Genomic DNA, 19,776 nt, shown 5'->3' with positions numbered 1-19,776 from the left:
TCTCACGTTTATAATTTGCTGATTAATAATAATCTTACGATGCATGAGTTATTTTCAGAATCGCGAGGGCTTGCACAAGAAAGCTCATGGTACAAAATACAGGAAATCCATGTTAATTTAAAGAAAGACGGATACGCGTATGAGTATTATCATATCAAAACACGCGGGCTTTTGCTTTGGTGTCAGGCGCGCCGCCGCAATGACCGAACGCGCGCTTTGCGAAAGCGGCGGCAAGCGCGTGAATTTACTGGGCAAGCTGATTCATAATGACGATTATATTGCTGAGCTTGAGGCAAAGGGCGCGCGTGTCATAAGCGAAGAAGATATCCCATCGCTAATACCGGAGCTGGACGAGGTAGTTCTGCGTTCTCACGGAGTTCCGTTTTCTCTTATACAAAAACTTGAATTTTCTGGTATCGCATATATTGACACGACATGCCCGTATGTAAAAAAAATCCACTTGATTGTCCGCGACGAGCTCGCGCGCGGAGCAAAGCTTCTGATCGTTTCCGGCGACGCGTTTCATCCGGAGGTACAAGGAATAGTCAGCTTTGCCGCCGGAGCAAAGGTAATTATCGCTCCGACGCCTGAAAAACTGGAAGAATCATATTTTCCGGAGGATCGTGATCTGCCCGCCATAATGCTTGCTCAAACGACTCAGAATGTAAATATTTATAAAAAAAGTTTGAAAATCGCTAAAAAGCTATATACAAATCTATTTATTTTTGATACAATATGCAAAGTGACGGAAGAAAGACAGTCGGATTGCCGCAGGATTGCGGCCAATTCCGACTATATGCTTGTAATTGGCGGCGAAAATAGTTCGAACACCGAAAAGCTGGTTTCTATCGCGAAGGAATATTGTCCTGCGAAGAGAATCAGCAATTTCCGGGATATCCCCCCGGAACTTATCGGTTCAAATATTACGATAGGCATCACCGCCGGGGCGTCTACTCCGGACAGAATAATCAGGGAGGTTGCGAAACATATGTCGGACAAGATACTTGACGACAACATGAGCTTTGCGGAAATGCTCGATCAGTCATTCAAAACTTTAAATACAGGGGAAGAGGTAGAGGGCGTTATAACGAGCATTTTGCCGAACGAATTGCATCTCGATCTGGGCGTAAAGCACACCGGGATTCTGCCGATAGACGAAATAACCGATGACAACTCGGCCGACCTTCACCAAATGTTTAAAGTCGGTGACAAAATAACCGTATTACTTCAGAAATTCAGCGATGCGGACGGCACCGTTATGGTTTCCAAAAAACGTATTGATTCACGTCTTTCATGGCACAAGCTTTCGGAAGGACAGGAATCAGGCGATGTATTCACCGGGAAGGTCAAAGAGGCCGTCCGCGGAGGAGTGCTCGTCAACAGTCAAGGTCAGCAGATATTCATCCCCGCTTCTCTCACCGGACTTCCTAAAACAGCCGAACTTTCCAGCATTGTTGGCGATGAGGTCAAATTCAAAATTCTCGAGGTTGATCCGTCCAAGCATAAGCTTCTCGGCTCGATTCGCGCAGTCCAGAGAGAAGAAAAGAAGGCCGCTGCGGTCAAGTTCTGGGAAGATATCGAGGTCGGTAAGGTTTATACCGGCGTTGTGAAAACTCTTACGACTTACGGCGCTTTTGTTGATCTCGGCGGAGTTGACGGAATGGTACATATTTCCGAGCTTAGCTGGAAACGCATAAAGCACCCGAGCGAAGTATTAAAGGAAGGCGATACGATTACCGTATTCGTCAAAGCCGTAAACAAAGAGACAAAGAAAATTTCACTCGGTTATAAGACAGAAGATACCAATCCTTGGGTCATTTTCAACGAGAAATATAAAATAGGCGACGTTTGCACGGTTAAAATCGTGAGTCTTGCCGATTTCGGCGCGTTTGCCGAGATAGTTCCCGGCGTTGACGGACTCATCCACATTTCGCAGATTACCCGTAAACGCATCGCAAAGCCCTCCGAGGTTCTTGCGTCAGGCGACGAGGTTCAAGTCGAAATAACGGATATAAACCAGGAAAAGAAAAAAGTCAGCCTTTCAATGCGCGCTCTCCTCGATAAAGCGGATGCTCTTTCCGCCGAAGCGGAGAATGCGGAAAACGCTCCGGCAACGGAAGCCTTTGACGGCACCGCCGAAGGAAGCGGCAGCGTAGAAGCGTAACAACAGAATAAAGCAAAAACAGGCGCCGCAGATTTGCGGCGCTTTTGTTATCGAAAAGGTATACGCGGCTTCTTTGAAAAGAAGCCTGGCAAGAAACTGAATATAAAATGTCGCAGTGTCAGTTAACAGGTTGCCGTCGAAAATGCTACAATCTCCATTTCCGACGGAAAGGATAACAATAATACATATCTCAACTACAGGAATTCTCGACGCTGAGTATTTTATATTTCTTGCCATCGCATACAATCTGTTCTGCTGATGTTACAACAACATCCGGAATGTACCGAAATCGGAACATAACATTAACTGAAGAAAACGCTGCTCGGTTAGCACAACGTCCGCTTCTATTCTTGTTTTCCTTATAAGCTTTATCTCTAGAAAGTACAGTATCACCTCGAGTAACGAAGTCTTCGCTATCCTTGATCAGGGTGGTAGAAATTATCTCGATGTGTTTGTTAATTTTTCCAAAGCTCATAATATATCATCCTTTTTATAATTAATCAATTGTTGATAAAAAAACAACCGATTTATAATTGATTTATTCCATTATTGTTAATATAATATATTAACAGGCCTGAATCATATGAAAGAACGTGACGAAATGACTATAAAAATTGGTGAAAAGCTGAAACTTCTCCGCAAAAAAAATGATATTACACAAGATAAGCTCGCCGAATATCTTGGTGTAACTGCGCAGGCGATTTCTCGTTGGGAATCAGAGAACTGTTATCCGGACATTGAAATACTACCATCAATAGCATCATTCTTCAATATTACAATAGACGAGCTTCTCGGGTATAATGCTTCACAAAAAGAGCAAGATGATATAATAATGAATATCAATAAACTTGAAGTTGAAGGTCGTTTTGATGAAGCACTTGTAGAAGCTCGTCGGGCGATCGCATTATATCCGCAAAATTATGCACTGGCTGTTATGCTTGCGTCAAATTTAACTATGTTTAACTCAGCAGAGGACAATCCGACTATTTACGAAGCTATTGCTTTATGTAAAAGAGTATTGAGAGATTGCACAGGTGGTAGTGATGCAAATGATATTCTCAGATTGTGCGCAAAGAATATTCTTATTATGTCTCTGAATAAAAAAGAAAATTTTGATGAAGCATTACATGTTGCTCTTACAATGCCTTCGATCGTAATGGGACGCGAATTTATTTGTCAAATGGTTTTAAAAGGAAAATCAAAAATAGATTTCTCACTGTCTGTACTGCCGATTATTATAAACATGCTAAACTCGTGTTTCCTAAATGGTATTGCATATCCTGATGAAAAAATAAAACCGCTTTTTGAATATAGCTCTGAGGAATGCATTCGTGATATTTCTATTTGGGATGCTGTTTACGCGGCCATTGACAAAAATATCGGTGAAAACGAAAAGAAATCATGCTGGGTTTATATGTTTTTACATCAGCGTCTGGCAAGAAAATTACTTGAAGAAGATAATAAATCCGAAGCAATAAAACACTTTGAACTCGCAGTAAAGAATATGCCATATATAGATGCCGAGAAATTACAATATAATTTTAATCTTACTCAGCGGAGTTCAACGATTAAAAAAGACACATTATGTAAACAAGATAATTATACAGGGAAAAGCAGTGCTTATGTCTTTTTGCATGGATATGTTGAAAACGGTTATTATTTAGGCATGGAAGATGAACCAACCTTCAAAGAATGCTTGGAATTACTGACAAACTATGCAGGATAAACATTAATAATTTATACTTTAAAACAGATACTCTCTCCCCATCCTTAACAACATATCGACCGTATTCCATACCTGCTGTCCAGCCTGCACGTTGTCGGCAAAAAAGCTACCCGTGCTGCCGTCCCTGGATTCATAGACGTGGGAAGACAGCATGATGACGGCTTGTTCTGTTGTTGGCGGCATCTGATGTTCGGTGTAGTAGTTTTCTGCGAGATGCTGATAGCTCTCGGCGTATCTGACAGCGGCGGTGATGTACAGCTGAAGGAGTTCATTGTCTGAACAAATAGAAGAATTACGAAGCAATCCTTGCGTAGAAAGAGTTGTTTTATAAAGGATATAGCCATCATCATTATGGTTAAAATCGTCACCCATGACGACAAAATCGATAATTACTGCAAGCAGCATTTTCATATCAGCGACGGCAGACTGGTGTAGGGTCTGCAGAAAAATAAAACAGAATAACATTTATCGACGCGAGGCTTTTATTTATGCAAAAGCCTTGCGTTCCTTTACATATGGTTTTGTGAATGCAAATAGCCTTATTCTATAAATCATTTTTTTGTAATTACCAAAAAATCATTAAATTGGGATTATGTGTATTGACTTATTTTATAAAATATAATACAATACAGATTATTAACTCGGCGTTTAAATAATTACCGCTTAAAGAGAGAAAAGACTCTGGTATATGGGCTTTTCTCTCTTACAAAACACGACTTATTTAAATGCAGTTTTAATAAATCTCATATATGCAAATTTAGAAAATCCGCTTATTCTGTCGAATTATAGTGCTTTCAGCAGAAAAAAATTTATAAAACAGGAGCAGTATGTATCATCCTTATTTATATATGATCAAGATCAAAATATTGCTTGCCTTGAATTACAGATACGAGGTATTATTCAGCCTTATTTCAAAATTGCTGCTTTTATGCGCGTCTGTGTTTTTTTGGAAGGCCGCCTATCATAATTTAAATACCGTTTCCGCTGTAAACGAAAATCAGATGATCGTTTACTCGGTGTTTTCCATTATCTTATCTTCTTTGTTCAGTATGTCAGTGGAAGGAAATATCAGAAGCCGTGTGCGAAAGGGCAACATAGCCGTCGACTATATAAAGCCGATTGAAATATTTAAAATGTATTTCTGTGAAGACCTGGGAAATTCGGTTACCGCTTTTCTTCAGACAGTTATCCCGGTTTTGGCTGTGTCGGCTCTGTTTATAGTAAAACCATTGCCCGCCTCGCCGCTTAACTTCCTGTTGTTTTTAATCAGCGCGTGCTTCAGCTATGGTATTCTGTGGCTTATGTCCGCAATGTTCGGACTGCTGTATTTTTGGTTTATCGATATCGGTCCTTTAGGATCGATAAAAGATTATATTATTCTGATTTTATCCGGCTCGTTTATTCCGGTATGGTTATATCCTCAGCAAATTCAGTCTGTATTAAAATTTCTGCCTTTTATTTATACCTATCAGCATCCATTGAGTATTTACATAGGGAAAATTTCATTGACGCAGGCTTTGTACGGCATGCTGATCCAGGTAATTTGGATTTTCGCTTTTCTGCTATTGTTTTCATTTCTGAAAAACAAGGTGGAGAAGAACATATTGGTGCAGGGGGGATGATTTGATGATTAAAAAATTAAAGCGGTATTTTGAAATGATGCTGGTTTATTCAAAATATAATATTCAATCCAGCCTGGAGTATCCCGCTTATCTGATCGGATGGGTGTTTTCCAATGCGCTGCAGTTTGCCTTTGGCGTCATCACTCTTAATGTTATCACATCAAATTTTCAGCCTCTTGGCGGCTGGACCTTCAATCAGGTTGTCTTTATGTATGGCCTTGGCATCATAAGCCATGGCCTGTCGGTAGTGCTGTTTGTCCAAATGTGGTATATGGATTATTCAGTTACCGAAGGTGAATTTGACCGATTGCTTACGCGTCCACTGAGCACTTTCTTTCAATACAGCTTCAGCAATATTAATTTTATCGGCTTTACGGATATGATACCCGGAATTATTATTTTCATATACGGCTGTATTTCGATCGGTTTTTCCTGCTCTTTTATTAATATCATCAGGCTCATTCTTGTTATTGTAGGAGCGACTCTTTTAAGGGGAGGAATCTATACAATAATAGGCTCTTTGTCATTCTGGGTAAAAAGAACAAACAAGTTGATTGATGTTTCGCTGCAAATATTCGATTATTCCAACAAATATCCTATAAGCATTTATCCCGTTATATTGCAATCGGTTCTGACCTTTTTGATTCCGGTCGGGTTTATCTGTTTTTATCCGGCCAGCGAATTTTTAAATATAGAAACAACCTTTCACATTCCCGGAAGCCTGTGTTTATGGACGCTTTTCATTGGTATCATGACTTACATAATTAGTATCGTTATTTACCATTGCGGAATCAAAAGCTATGAGAGTTCAGGATCATAATTATAGATAGGAGCTTGCTATGTCTGAAGTATTGATTAAAGCAACTAATTTATCAAAAGAATTTATACAAACCGAAAAAAGCAGCGGTATAAAGGGCGCCTTTAAAAATTTATTCTTCGCGAAAAAATCGATTAAAAAAGCGGTAGATCATATAAACTTTGAAATTAAAAAAGGAGAAATAGTCGGCTATATAGGTCCAAACGGCGCGGGAAAAAGCACAACCATCAAAATAATGTGCGGAATTTTGCATCCTACTGACGGAGAGGTTACTATTTACGGATTGTCTCCGCAAAAAGACCGGCAAAAGATCGTAAACCGATTGGGAGTCGTGTTCGGACAGCGATCTCAACTTTATTGGGATTTGCGTTTGGGAGAATCTTTTGAATTGCTGCGCAGAATTTATCAGGTTCCGAAAGAGCAATATGAAAGCCAACTGTCGGAATTAGACAGAATTTTAGGGATAAATGAATTTATCAATACGCCGGTAAGACAATTAAGCTTAGGGCAGCGTATGAGAGGGGATCTTGCCGCCTCTATGCTGCATAATCCGGAAATTCTTTTTCTGGATGAACCGACTATAGGATTGGATGTGGAAGTCAAATACTCAATTCGGCAATTTATTAAAGAAATCAATGAAAAATATCAGACCACGATAATTCTGACCACTCATGATCTGGATGACATACAGGCGCTGTGCGAGCGGGTTATAATTATCAATCACGGACAAATAATATCAGATTGTCCGCTGAATGATTTGTTTGAAAAAACCGCAAAATATCGTCAGTTGATTGTTGAGCTTGATGGAGATGAAACCGAAATTTGTCATCCGAAAGCGGAGTTTGTAAAAAATGAAGGGCGAAGAATTTATTTAAGATTTCATAAAGGCGAGATTTCCGCGTCTCAGCTGATCAGCGATATTTCCGCCAAATATCCGGTTAAGGATTTATCTATAGAAGAAACGGAAATAGATGAAATAATAAGACAGATCTACAACGACGCAAAATGAGTAAAAAGAGGCTGCAGCAAAAATTTTCGTTTTGCTGCAGCCTCCTGCTTTAAATTATTTTCAACCTTCCCAACCTTTTCATTTTTATTTGTGTCTTATTTACAGCGCTGAAAAAGATTCCGGAATCATTATCAACTCGGTAATTAAATAATTACCGCTAAAAAACAAGACTTATTTAATTGATGTTTTAATAATATCCGAAAGGAGGATGCGTATTGCTTATGAAATATTCTGATTTGGATGACGAGTCACTGGTTATGCTGACCTTGGCTGGAGAGCAAACGGCATATGAGGTTCTTGTAATTCGCTATCAGAAGTCGGTGATTTCTGCGGCTGTCGCGGTTACACATAATCAGTTTATGGCGGAAGATGCTGCCCAAGATGCTTTTGTTGCAGCATGGATGAAGCTAAATCTGCTCCGTGAACCGGAAAAATTTCGCTTTTGGGTTTGCCGTATTGCGAAAAATTGCGCAAAAAATATGCTTGTGCGGTATCGCAGCTATGTCTGCCTTGATGAGCTGGAAAACTGCCTCTTTGACGAAACGGATTATGGCTCTCCTGATCAATGGTACGCATCCAAAGAAGAAAAAGAACAGCTTCATGAAAGCATTGGCAGACTGCCGGAAAAAGTCAGAGAGATCATTCATCTGCATTACTTTGACGGACTTTCCATCGTGGAGATTGCCGCAAAAATGTCGATCTCGACTGGCACAGTGAAGTCTCAGCTTTATGACGGCAGAAAAAAGATTAGAAAGGAAATGTGCGCAATGAACGAAGATATCAACGATACAATGACGGAACGAGTCATGAAAAAGGTTGAAGAGCTTAAAAACTGGCAATTTCAAAACAGCAAAAACGGATTTGAAACGGTCTATAACGATGTACTTACAGACGTTGAAAAACTTCCGGAATCAAAGGACAAATACCACGCTCTTGCCGATGTGCTTATGCTCGGCTGGTGGTGGCTTACGGGAGATAAAAACGACGCTTTGTTTTCCCGTATCAAGGAAGCCGCTGAGCTTGGTAAAAATGATGAAGTAATGAAATTTATTTCCGCCCGTGAGGACAGTAAAGTATGGGGGAATTCGAAAATCGAATTTATCCGCGACAAGCAGATTCCAAAGCTTGAAAACGCCGGCTTTCGGCTTGCTTTAGCTTCCGAATGGTACTGGCTTGGAGACGCGTATTTCAAGGAAAACAAGCCGGATGAGGGATTTGCCGCTTATGAGAAAGCGTTGAGCATTTTTAAGCCCTCCGATGCAGATTACGCAAAACCCCTCGCGAAACTCACGGCGGAAAAGAAATGTGCGGAGAGCTATAAGGAAATAGCCAAAGATAATTACATTATGAGGGCTATTGGCGAAGAGCTTCGGATCGGCGGCGGTAAAATCAGACACTGGAGCTTTGACTGGGACAGCACGGGATCTCTTTGGGCAACCGACATGGATGCCGACATGATTTTCCGCAACGCCTCCTTCTGTGACGGTCAGTTTATCTGCGAGCTGTCTGTCGGTGAAACACATATCGGCTCCGACGGGTCGTTACTGACATATGCTTCATCCGATGAGATTGTTGAGACCCCGGCGGGACTGTTTGACGGCTGTCAGCTTTGGGTGACAAAGCACGATAACGAAGCCTATAAAACTTATTATAAGGACGGAACCGGTATTGTAAAACAGGAACGGAAATGTGACGGTATTACCGAAATACGACTGTTGAAATCCTGCAATATCCGCGGAAAAGGATTACTCCCCTGTGCCAATGGCAATACCTGGGAATATGAAGCTCTTTATGATCCGTCTGTCAAGGAGCATACCTGTCGGTATACTATCTGCTTTGCTGACGGAAAAAAGGCGATTCTTTCCGGTAACTGGGATATTCACCGGCTGAGATATGACGAGAATTGCTGGATTGATATGATTGAGCAGATCCGCAACGATTATTGGGACGAAGACAAAGTCTGTGATGTGTCTTTCCCCATGGAAAGAGCGAAGGTACTGGCGAAAACGCCACTTCAAAAAGCGCATACCAACGCCGCTTGTTCGGTCGCACAGCGTATTCTTGCCACAGATATTAAGTTTAATCCCAACTATACGGAAACAGGACATTGGAACTTTTTCAAGCGTTGTGTCGCAAAAAATCAGGAAGGAATTATTCGTTATTACGATAACTTCCGTTGGTCATTTGAACTGAAAAATACCGATGGCGGAGCTGACCAACCGCTTCTGTATAACGATATCTACGGTATTTTACAGGATGCGGCCAATCACATATGGTCAAATGAATGGAAACCGGGTGTAAGTACGACTGAAAAATATCTGCGTTGGGATTCAATGCCAATCCGAACGGAAACACGGTGCGAAGCATGCGGAACGGTTACAACAAAAGCAGGTTCTTTTGAAAACTGCATGAAGCTGTCTCTCGATATCACCGGGCTTGACGAAGGACTTGCATATCGCGGAGGTAAAAAAGAGTATTATTTCGCGCGCGGTGTCGGTATTGTCCGTACCGTCAACTATTACTGCAGCGACACGCTTGCCGCCGTTTATGAGTTGACTGCGTTTGAAGGCACCGGTGACGGATATATGCCGTTTTGCGACGGAATGATGCGTCGTTATGATGCGCTTGACCTGACTGATGGATATATAGGAAGCACAGTATATACGTATGTGTCGGATGATGACGGATATATTGTGGTTTTTGAAGATCGCTGCGGCGTCCGTAAAAAGCCGGAGAAGATCACGCAATACGCTTCCATTTACGGCGAGGTCATAGAAGATCAGCTATGGGAGGCCGACAAACACGACGAAAGCCGTCTGCGCCATGCCGTGAACAATTTTAATATACTTATGCATTTTCTTGGTCGTCCCAGCCGTTATTGGGCGGCGCCTGATAAGGCGGTAGCGTGGAATAAGTATCGTATGAAAATATTGGAGAGCATGGGAGACGGAAAAGTACCGTCTGCATGGCTCGGCCTGTATTCTTCCACTTGCTTTCGCACCGCCTGTGCCTTGTTCGGGATGGGCAAAAACGACGAGGGTTACGAGTATCTTGACCGCTCACTTGAATTGATGCCGGAATGGTCTGAGATACCAGACGGTGAGCTTTTAGATGTAGGCGATCCTTTGATTTACGGCGGTGTACGTATCGTAAAAGGCAAGGAACTTCTTGAGCTGCCGGACGGCAAACGAGAGCCACTGTCTGATTATGCCTCGGTTCTTGACTGCGGCAAAAGCCTTGCATATTATGGCATGACAGCGTCACATGGTTGGGAGTGGTTCAACGGCGTGAGAAACGAAGATCGTTATAAAACGGCGGTCGAACGTGCAAAAGCACTGATGGAATAAAAAACAATACTCAATTAGCCGTAGGAAAATTTTCCTACGGCTAAGCTTATAAGAACAGGTTGTTTTTTCAAGATGATAGAACCGAGTTATTAAAACGGCATTTAAATAAGTCGTGTTTTATAAGAGAGAAAAGCCCATATACCAGAGTCTTTTATCTCTTTAAGCGGTAATTATTTAAATGCCGAGTTAATAATAAATACCGGTTGATCAGGGCAAGCTATAAAAAGCTTATGTCCATGCAAAAGAAAGAAGCAACCGGGATTATTTGATTTTATTTTAAGAGGGCAGATTTTAAATGTGGCTTATTTTCGCGCTTTTATCCGCGCTTTTTGCCGGAATTACGGCAATACTCGCCAAGGTTGGCATTAAAAACGCTGATTCCGACGTTGCGACTTCGATAAGAACGGGCATTGTGCTTGTGATTTCATGGCTTGCGGCCTTTATCGCCGGATCTGTAAATTATGAGGCGTTTGCTTCTGCCGGAACCCGGACTTATCTTTTCCTCGTGCTTTCGGGGACGGCGACAGGTATTTCATGGCTCTGCTATTTCAAGGCTCTGAAACTCGGAGATATAAGCGCGGTAACGCCGGTTGAGCGATCAAGCAATGTTTTGACAGTTCTTCTGGCGTTTATAATTTTAAAAGAAAGCGTAACGCTTTTTAAAGGAATCGGTACCGCGCTGATGACAGCCGGAACGCTTCTTATGATATTGAAAAAGAAATACGATTATAAAAATCATGATCGCCGATGGATCATATACGCGGTTTTATCCGCAGCATTCGGAGCGTTGAATGCAATTTTCGGCAAAATTGGCGTATCGGGAATAGAATCTGATCTCGCGACTGCCATAAGAACCGTTGTCGTGTTTATTATCGCGTGGCTGATTGTATTCGGGCAGAAAAAGCAATCACTTGTACGATCTGTTGACAGGCGGAGCATGTTTTTTATCTGCCTTTCCGGGATTACAACCGGAGCGACATGGCTCTGTTATTACCGCGCTCTGCGGACAGGAGAAGCCTGCATAGTTACGCCTATAGATAAGCTGAGTATTATTCCTACTGTTGCTTTTGCCTATATATTCCTTAAAGAAAAGCTTTCCGCAAGAGCGTTTTTCGGGCTGTGTCTGATTGTCGCCGGCACTGTCATGATGATTTAAGAAAGGATTAACTCGGTATTTAAATAATTACCGTTGAAAGAGAGAAAAGGCTCTGGTATATGGGCTTCATCACGTATAAACGAGGATTATTTAATTTTCGATTTTTACTTGCAATTTTTACGACAATTAAACTTGCAATTTTTACTTCACCCCCGCGGTTTATCGGGACATTGACTTTTTTTATTATAAGTGATATAATCAACTTTGACCGCTTGATGATTATTAAACGGTTACCGCGGATTTTTATCTGACTATATCCTTTTATTTCGCGGTATGTCTTCGACCCGTCAGACATAGAATAATTTTGGTTGATATTCATATAATACGCTCACTTTTCTGCATTTACATGGAGAAGGAGCATTTCATAAGAAAGCGGTCTGGTATTAATTAGAACGGCAATGAAATATGATTGTTTGATGTTTATTGACTCGAAAATTATAAAACGGCTATTAAATAAGCTTTACTGCGTTAATATGTGAAATAAAACATGGTATATTTGATCTTTGAAGCATTTGAAAAGGAGTAAATTGCATGACCGATCCGGATAAGAGTTTAAAAACAAAAGCCGCGTCTTTAGACATTATATGTCCGGATAAAGAAACAGAAAATCCGGCGGCTGAAACTGAAAAAAATAAAAATATTAAAAATTCTTACATAAATATAGATACCGATAAAAATTCAAATTCGGAAACAAACGCGGACAATCCTCCGAAGCAGAATAAAAGGACCCGCAATATAAGCATCATTGTTTTTGCCGTTATCAACGCAATTGTTATTTGCTATACGGCATCGAATGAGTTTACGGGCGAAAAAGTAAGCGCTGAAGCTTTTTCAAAAATCAGAATCAACGTGTTTTTTATTCTCATAGCGATCGGATGTATTGTCGTTTCGATCGCCGCGCAGACTGCAAAATATGTGCTGATGATGAAAAAGCTTACCGGCTCTTTTTCAATCAAAACGTCATATGAGGTGGCTGTGCTTGGAAAATATTATGACAATCTCACGCCGTCCGGCATAGGCGGACAGCCATTTCAAATATTTTATTTAAAGAAAAGCGGAGTACCGACCGGTGCGAGCGCCGCAATGCCGACCGCGGGCTTTATGTCCATGCAGGCTGCTTTTGCCATTGTCGCCGTTCTTGCATTTATATTTAAAAATTCGGTAATTGACAGCGTGGCAGTGAAAATTGCCGCATATTTCGGAATTTTACTATACCTCTTTATTCCGTGCGTGATCCTTTTATTCACTTTGGCGCCGTCGTTTACAGAAAGAGCGGTCGGTTCCATTATCAAATTCTGCAAGAAGCTGAGAATTGTAAAGAACGAGGAACATTCGCGAGAAACCGCGATATCAACTCTGAGAGAATACAGAGAAGGCATAAGATATTTGCTGTCAAAAAGAAGCGTATGGGTCGGAGTGCTCGCGTGCGACATCCTTTATCATATTGCCATTCTTTCTGTCCCGTATTTTGTTATCATCGCTTTCGGCGGGCAGGTTGCGTTATTCGATGCTTTTTCGGCTTCCGCTTTCATATATGCCGCGATCACCTTCATTCCGACGCCAGGAAACTGCGGCGCCGCCGAGGGATCATTTTACATTATGTTTTCATCCCTCACTAAAGGATATATTTTCTGGGCTATGCTGGTATGGAGGGTATTGACCTATTATTCGTTTATTTTTCTCGGCTTACTTGTCTATTTCGGAAAGACTATCAAAAAATATACAGATTCGCACACTTAATATTTTTTCCAGTTGATTTTGTCTCTGATATGTGATATAATCTGCGCGAAGTTTATGAAGGAGTTATTCATGACTAATATTGCTTTTTGCGGTTTTCGCCACGTACATATATTTGCGCTGTATGCTTTGGCAAAAGCCAATCCCGATGTTAAAATTATCGCCGCGTTTGAAGAAAACGCGGAGGCAAGAGCCGCCGCCGAGGCAAAGGGAGTTGTATTTACACACGATTCATACGAGGCTATGCTTGCCGAAAAGGATATTGATATAATAGCCATAGGCGATTATTTCGGGATACGCGGCTCCAGGGCGATCGCCGCTCTCAAGGCCGGAAAGAACGTATATTCCGACAAGCCTCTGTGTACATCGCTTGACGAGCTTGACCAGATCGAGGCTCTTGTCAAAAAAACGGGCTTAAAGGTCGGTTGTATGCTTGATGTAAGATATCATCAGTGGGTGCAGCCGATAAAGAAATTTATCGCCGAAGGCAAACTCGGCGAAATAAATTCAATCAGCTTCGGCGGACAGCATCCCCTACTGTGGGGCAGCCGCGCCGGCTGGTATTTTGAAAAAGGCAAGCATGGCGGAACAATCAACGATATCGCCATTCACGGCATTGATCTCGTCGAATATCTGACCGGGCTGGGTTTCAAACGCGTTATCGGCGCCAGATGCTGGAATGGCTTTGCCAAGGAAGCCCCCGATTTTAAAGACTGCGGTCAGTACATGGCCGAACTTTCAAACGGCGCGGGTCTGATGGCAGACGTGAGCTATGCGGCCCCCGATTCCTGCGGCTATTCGCTGCCCACCTATTGGAGATTTACCGTGTGGGGAACAAAGGGCGTCATGGAATTCTGTTACGGTGAAAAGGATTTCCGCGTCGCGCTCAACGGAACGGGCGGATTCGAAACCGTGAAAACACCCGATGTGGACACCGGAAATTGCCTTGCCGTGTTCCTTGATGAGCTTGCCGGAAAGCCGGCTCAGATTGACACGGTCCATACTATTGCCGTTTCCCGCGAAACCCTGCTGATTCAACAGGAAGCGGATAAATAAAATAATTTATTAACTGCGAGGAGAAAAAAATGAAAAGAGTTTTTAGCATTATCATTGCCGCACTTATGATCGCGGTGATGGTTCCGTTCGCTGTTTCGGCTGATGTCGTAAGAATGCCGGACGCCGCATTCGCCCGTAAATTCGCGACCGCGCCGACGATTGACGGAGTTATTTCCGAAACCGAATGGGGCAAACCCACCAGAACCGTCAAAGACGACGGAACACTTCCCAGCGTTTTCTCAATGAGAACCGATGAAGCCGGTGCGTTAACGGCAGATAAGGCAAATCCTGACCAGTCTTATGATATATGGCTCCGTTGGGACAAAGATTACTTCTATATGGCAGTAAAAACTGCTGACAAAACCCACTTCAATAAAAACACCGCCTCTGAAAGTATCTGGGACGGCGATGCGCTTCAAATGGATTTTAATGCATGCAATATGTGCTTTGGTCTAGGTAACGATGGTAAAGTAGGCAAATATTTATGGAGCGGTAAGTTTGATAATTCAAAGCTCGATATAAAGAATGACGGATCGTTTACATCATATGAAATCGCTTTCGCATGGAAGGATATCTTCTCCGGCGATGCTTTAGCAGGCACAAAATTAAATCTTACTACTGTTGTCCTTACAGCTACCGAAGATAAAGGCACTGAATCCTCATACGACGGATGGCTTACATGGGGCGACGGCTGCTGCGGTCCGCAGGAAGCCAGCTGCAAAGTTGGTTATAACAAGATTATCCTTTCCGATACAGACGCTAAGGATGCCGCTGCAGATCCCGCAGTTAAAACATATACAGTTAAGTTCCAGGACGCAGACGGAAACGACCTTTCTTCACAGCTGGTATATGAAGGTGATGACGCCGTTGCTCCCACTAATCCCACCAAAGAAGGCTATAAATTCACAAGCTGGGACGCAAGCTATTCAAATATAAAAGCCGATACCACAGTAAAGGCTCAGTTTGCTAAGCTTTGCATTGTAACCTTTGCAGATTATGACGGAACAGAAATTAAAAAAGTTGATGTAGAAACCGGCAAAGCGGCAACCGCTCCGAAGGATCCGACTCGTGAAGGATATACATTCACAGGCTGGGATAAGGATTTCTCAGCAGTTACCGAGGATATAACGGTTACCGCTCAGTACGAAGAAGCTGCAGTGACACCCGCAACCGGCGAAACCTCGACGGCTACAGGCACAGCCACCGCAACCGGTGCACCCGCAACCGGCGAAACTCCGGCAGAAGAGAATCCCTCCAATGTTTGGATATATGTTGTGATCGCTGTTGTTGTTATAGCGGCCGGCGCTGCAATCATAATCTTCTCAAAGAAGAAAAAGGCGTAATCAGATTTAACGGTATAAACCGCTGAATTCAAGATAAGATATACGAAATTAAAGGAGAAAGCATAATGTCATATCCGGTAATAATGCACATCAATTATTGCGAGCAGGGGCAGACAATCGAACAAGTGTGCAGAAAAGCCGCCGAGCTGGGCTTTGACGGGATCGAATTCCGTCATCAAAGCAAGGCTTTTGCTACCGACAAGGAGTATCTTGATTCCGTCAGGAAATATACATATCAGTATGGAATCAGATGTGTTCTATTCGGCGGCGGAGTAAATGTTATGACAAAGGATGCCGCCGCCCGCAAGGCTGAGGTCGAAAAGTATTGCGCTTTTCTCGATCTCGCGTCCGAAAGAGTGCCGCTGTCAGTCATGAACTTTTTCACCGGTTCGCTTTACGACCCAAATAAGCCGATGAACGATGCTTCATACGGACTTCACGGATCGTTCTGCGCGGAAGAATGGCATTATGAAGTTGCCGCTGAGGCGTGTCAGTTGGTAAGCGATTATGCGAAGCAGTACGATGTGAAATTCGCATTTGAGACGCATATGAATTATCTTCATGACATATCTGAATCGGCAATGAAGCTGGTCAATATGATTGACCGCGAAAATTTTGGCGTAAACCTTGACTATGGCAACTCCGCTTTCTTTTCCGGTGTGCTTCCGCTTGAACAAGCGATTGAACTGTGTGGCAAAAAGCTGTTTTATACACATATGAAGAATTATCAGCCATTGCCCCGCACGGGCGGACTTCTTCCGACGTCACTCGGCGACGGTATGATAAATCATCGCATATACGTTAAAAAGCTTATGGAAATCGGTTTTACCGGTCTTATCGGCATCGAGGCTCCGCGTCCCGGCGACCGCGAATGGTATGCAAAAAACGACATCGCATATATCCGTTCGGTCTTAAAGGATTTGAACGCTTGAATACCCTTTAAACTATAAATTATTAAAAGCGCGGCATGCGATTATTAACTCGTTTAATGATAATCGCATGCCATATTTTTTGTCTAGAAGAAATCGAAAAAACGCGATAGAGTATAAATAAAGAATAAAATATTAACAATATGGTAAAAATATATTGACTTTTAAACCATATCTTGATATAATGATCACGCTATGAAAAGCAAAAAATTTGGAGGTTTTGAAGTAAACATGAAAAAACTGATTGCAATTATTCTTGCGCTTACTCTTGCCGTTGCGATCGCAATTCCTTCTGCGGTTCTTGCTGAAGAAGTAAAAGCGAATGCCGGCGGGACTATCCTTCAATGCGGCATGTACCGCACTCGTTCCGGATTTTTCAGAATAGAAATGCCCAGCGCTCCTTCTTCCTGGAATTATTCTGTTAAATTTGATTTCAAGTACAGCTCTGTTGCTACACCTAACGATTTAGTCGTTTACTCTTCATATGACGGAACTGCATATGAAGGTGGAAGAATCAATCTCAAAGGCGATAAGCTCAATTTTGATTTGGTAGCCGAAGGCAAAGTCGAAGCGGACAATTTGGCTCTCACCGCAGACGCATGGCACAGCTTCGAGCTTATTTACACCGAAGGCCCGAAGGTTTCTCTTAAGGTTGACGGCGCCGCTGTCACCTTCGGCGGAAACGCACAGCTTACCCCAAGCTCAACGACTCTCAGCAAATATATAGGTTTTATAGGCGATTTGTCCAATCAGGGAACCAATGACCAGCCTGGAACAGCTCCCTGTCTTGCCGGCGCCGGATATTATGACGGCTTCGGATTCTGGGACAATTTCGTTCTCACCGAAGGTAGCACTGAAAAGTATTCAATAGACTTTGAATCAGAAGATGCCAATAAAGCTGTTACATTGTATCCGGTTGACAGAACAATAGTAAACACAAGCGGATATGTGACAGAAGAAGGCGATCATGCCACAGTTGTCAATAATGCAAAGCCCGAAGGACAGAACGGTCACGTAAGAATCAACATCGCAACTCAGCCCAAAGGCGACGACTGGAGCCTTGGATTTGACTTCCGCATTCCGAGCTATGTTCCGGATGCCGGACTTGAAGCAGGATTAAGCGGATATTGGATGTATCAGGCATACAACGGCACAACAGCTTACGAAGGCCCGAGATTCTGTATCAAAGGATACCAGCTTTATTATCTTGATGGCGGAACAGAAGTCGGCGCATTCGAAAACTTCACATTCGTAATGGGAACGTGGAATCATTTCGAGATCAAATATATGAGCGGAAATAAATTCTCGCTTATAGCAGACGGAACTCCCCTTACAATAAACGGCGAAAGCGAATTCACAGCTTCAACCGCTCCCCGCAAGGATGTTATAGGATTTATCGGCGATACTTCCGGAAGCACTCATGACGGTTCCGGCCAATATGATAACTTCGTAGTAACCGAAAACGGCGCGATAGTATGGCAGAACAACTTCTCATATGACGCTCTCCGCACTGTCGGAACAGCTGGTCTTCTCAGTCAATATACCAACACTGAATTCATAAACATCGGTGGCGATGAAGAAAATCTTGCTCCCGCAACAGAAGAACCCAGTGATGACGGTGATGATACTGAAACTCCTGTAAAAACAGGCGACAACGGAATCATATTCGCTCTCGTTGCTCTCGTTTCAGCAGCCGGTGCTATCACAGTAGCAAAGAAAAGAAAATAATCGGCTGACTCAATAACAATTTCATTGCAGAAATGAAAACGCCGGAACAGGCATTTTACCTGTTCCGGCGTTATTGTGTGCTTGGCAGGCTCGTTTACTCGGCGGAGAAAGGTCAGCTACAGACTTGTCAGTAGGAACTGTTAGCTTGATTTCATTCACGTTTTTCATTTATTTTCATATAGTGTATTGAATTGTCTTATATAATCGGTTATATACTATTAAAACGGCATTTAAATAAGCCTTGTTTTACAAGAGAGAAAAGCCCATATAGCAGAGCCTTTTCTCTCTTTAAGCGGTTATTATTTAAATGCCGAGTTAATAATAATCACTTTAAATGAAAAAGGTAGAATATGCTTGGTTCAAAGAGAGTATTTACAAATAATAATCAAAATAATTATGTTCAAAGTGTAAATATACCGATAGAATTATTCGAGTCAATGAAAGGCGAATATTTTGTAGGTTATGCTGAAAATTTATTATTTGGAAAAGGGACGAAAGCCTGGGCGAGATTATATAATCCGTATAATTCCGGTGTAAATCTGCATGTAAACGTATGGACGGTGAGCGATATTTCAGCGGGACCGTATAATGCACAGTTTTGGTTTAACGCCAATCCTTCGTGCGGCTTCACTGAATCTAAATTGTTTACATGCTCTAACACGGCCATTTGGCCTGTTCCTGTGCCGAAAAGCATCATTCAAAAAGCTATTAATGTCACCAACGATCCTTATGGAGGCGCAAAAGCATTCGTCAGAACAAGTCAACCTGGAATAACAATAGCCGATAATGAAAACGGGAAATTCATATTTCCTCCCGGAGGCTCGTTTCTTGTGCTTATATCACTCGTGGAAGGATATGATGATCCTGCGGATGGCAGAATTGCCTTCGGATGGTGGGAAGAAAAAATACCAAACGGCGGAAAACAGCTGATTTGAAAATATATATGACTCACAACAAACTTATTATTATTAACTCGGCAATTTAATTACCGCTCAAAGAGAGAAAAGGCTCTGGTATAAGGGCTTTTCTAAATCACCGTTAATTGCTGTGTTAATTATCACCTCATTATTATCATGAAGTTGAATAACTTCAGATTAATTTCTTTGTTCGCATTATTTCCCATATAAAAAGAGCTGCAGCAG

General features: G+C 42.3%; 14 protein-coding genes. 13 read left to right on the top strand and 1 reads right to left on the bottom strand.

Annotated elements, in window-relative coordinates:
• The first annotated feature begins 139 nt into the window (after positions 1–139).
• The gene (locus VB118_10775; GenBank protein MEA4833082.1) at positions 140–2,164 is read left to right on the top strand and encodes a bifunctional 4-hydroxy-3-methylbut-2-enyl diphosphate reductase/30S ribosomal protein S1; all 2,025 of its coding nucleotides are present in this window, start codon (positions 140–142) and stop codon (positions 2,162–2,164) included.
• Between the two features lie 583 nt (positions 2,165–2,747).
• Complete coding sequence (locus VB118_10770) at positions 2,748–3,890, top strand: helix-turn-helix transcriptional regulator (protein ID MEA4833081.1); 1,143 nt, start codon at positions 2,748–2,750, stop codon at positions 3,888–3,890.
• Between the two features lie 18 nt (positions 3,891–3,908).
• Here the strand turns inward: VB118_10770 and VB118_10765 are convergent, their stop codons facing one another.
• Entirely contained in the window at positions 3,909–4,301 is a 393-nt protein-coding gene (locus VB118_10765) for a head-tail connector protein (protein ID MEA4833080.1), read from the bottom strand.
• 416 nt (positions 4,302–4,717) lie between these two features.
• On the opposite strand from VB118_10765, the gene VB118_10760 reads away from it, so the two are divergent.
• The 11 genes from VB118_10760 to VB118_10710 all read left to right on the top strand — a co-directional run bounded on the left by VB118_10760 (position 4,718) and on the right by VB118_10710 (position 19,569).
• Positions 4,718–5,512, top strand: coding sequence for an ABC-2 family transporter protein (locus VB118_10760; protein MEA4833079.1), 795 nt, complete (start codon positions 4,718–4,720; stop codon positions 5,510–5,512).
• A gap of 4 nt (positions 5,513–5,516) precedes the next feature.
• Positions 5,517–6,332 (top strand): ABC-2 family transporter protein, encoded by an 816-nt coding sequence (locus VB118_10755; GenBank protein ID MEA4833078.1) that lies wholly within the window; start codon positions 5,517–5,519, stop codon positions 6,330–6,332.
• Positions 6,333–6,351: 19 nt separating this feature from the next.
• Positions 6,352–7,338 (top strand): ATP-binding cassette domain-containing protein, encoded by a 987-nt coding sequence (locus tag VB118_10750; GenBank protein ID MEA4833077.1) that lies wholly within the window; start codon positions 6,352–6,354, stop codon positions 7,336–7,338.
• Between the two features lie 221 nt (positions 7,339–7,559).
• On the top strand, positions 7,560–10,685 hold the full coding sequence (locus tag VB118_10745) for a sigma-70 family RNA polymerase sigma factor (GenBank protein ID MEA4833076.1): 3,126 nt from the start codon (positions 7,560–7,562) through the stop codon (positions 10,683–10,685).
• Between the two features lie 295 nt (positions 10,686–10,980).
• On the top strand, positions 10,981–11,841 hold the full coding sequence (locus VB118_10740; GenBank protein ID MEA4833075.1) for an EamA family transporter: 861 nt from the start codon (positions 10,981–10,983) through the stop codon (positions 11,839–11,841).
• 531 nt (positions 11,842–12,372) lie between these two features.
• The gene (locus tag VB118_10735; GenBank protein MEA4833074.1) at positions 12,373–13,581 is read left to right on the top strand and encodes a lysylphosphatidylglycerol synthase transmembrane domain-containing protein; all 1,209 of its coding nucleotides are present in this window, start codon (positions 12,373–12,375) and stop codon (positions 13,579–13,581) included.
• A 69-nt stretch (positions 13,582–13,650) separates the two neighbouring features.
• Positions 13,651–14,634 (top strand): Gfo/Idh/MocA family oxidoreductase, encoded by a 984-nt coding sequence (locus VB118_10730; protein MEA4833073.1) that lies wholly within the window; start codon positions 13,651–13,653, stop codon positions 14,632–14,634.
• A 29-nt stretch (positions 14,635–14,663) separates the two neighbouring features.
• The gene (locus VB118_10725) at positions 14,664–15,977 is read left to right on the top strand and encodes an InlB B-repeat-containing protein (protein ID MEA4833072.1); all 1,314 of its coding nucleotides are present in this window, start codon (positions 14,664–14,666) and stop codon (positions 15,975–15,977) included.
• Positions 15,978–16,042: 65 nt separating this feature from the next.
• Positions 16,043–16,909: a sugar phosphate isomerase/epimerase family protein gene (locus VB118_10720; protein ID MEA4833071.1), complete on the top strand. Its 867-nt coding sequence runs from the start codon at positions 16,043–16,045 to the stop codon at positions 16,907–16,909.
• Positions 16,910–17,137: 228 nt separating this feature from the next.
• Positions 17,138–18,634: a hypothetical protein gene (locus tag VB118_10715; protein ID MEA4833070.1), complete on the top strand. Its 1,497-nt coding sequence runs from the start codon at positions 17,138–17,140 to the stop codon at positions 18,632–18,634.
• A gap of 350 nt (positions 18,635–18,984) precedes the next feature.
• Positions 18,985–19,569, top strand: coding sequence for a DUF6143 family protein (locus tag VB118_10710; GenBank protein ID MEA4833069.1), 585 nt, complete (start codon positions 18,985–18,987; stop codon positions 19,567–19,569).
• Positions 19,570–19,776: the final 207 nt, after the last annotated feature.

The organism is Oscillospiraceae bacterium, assembly GCA_034925865.1.
Taxonomy (GTDB): domain Bacteria; phylum Bacillota; class Clostridia; order Oscillospirales; family SIG627; genus SIG704.
Note: the sequence above shows the minus strand (reverse complement) of the source record. Positions and strands in the feature narration are given on the sequence as shown.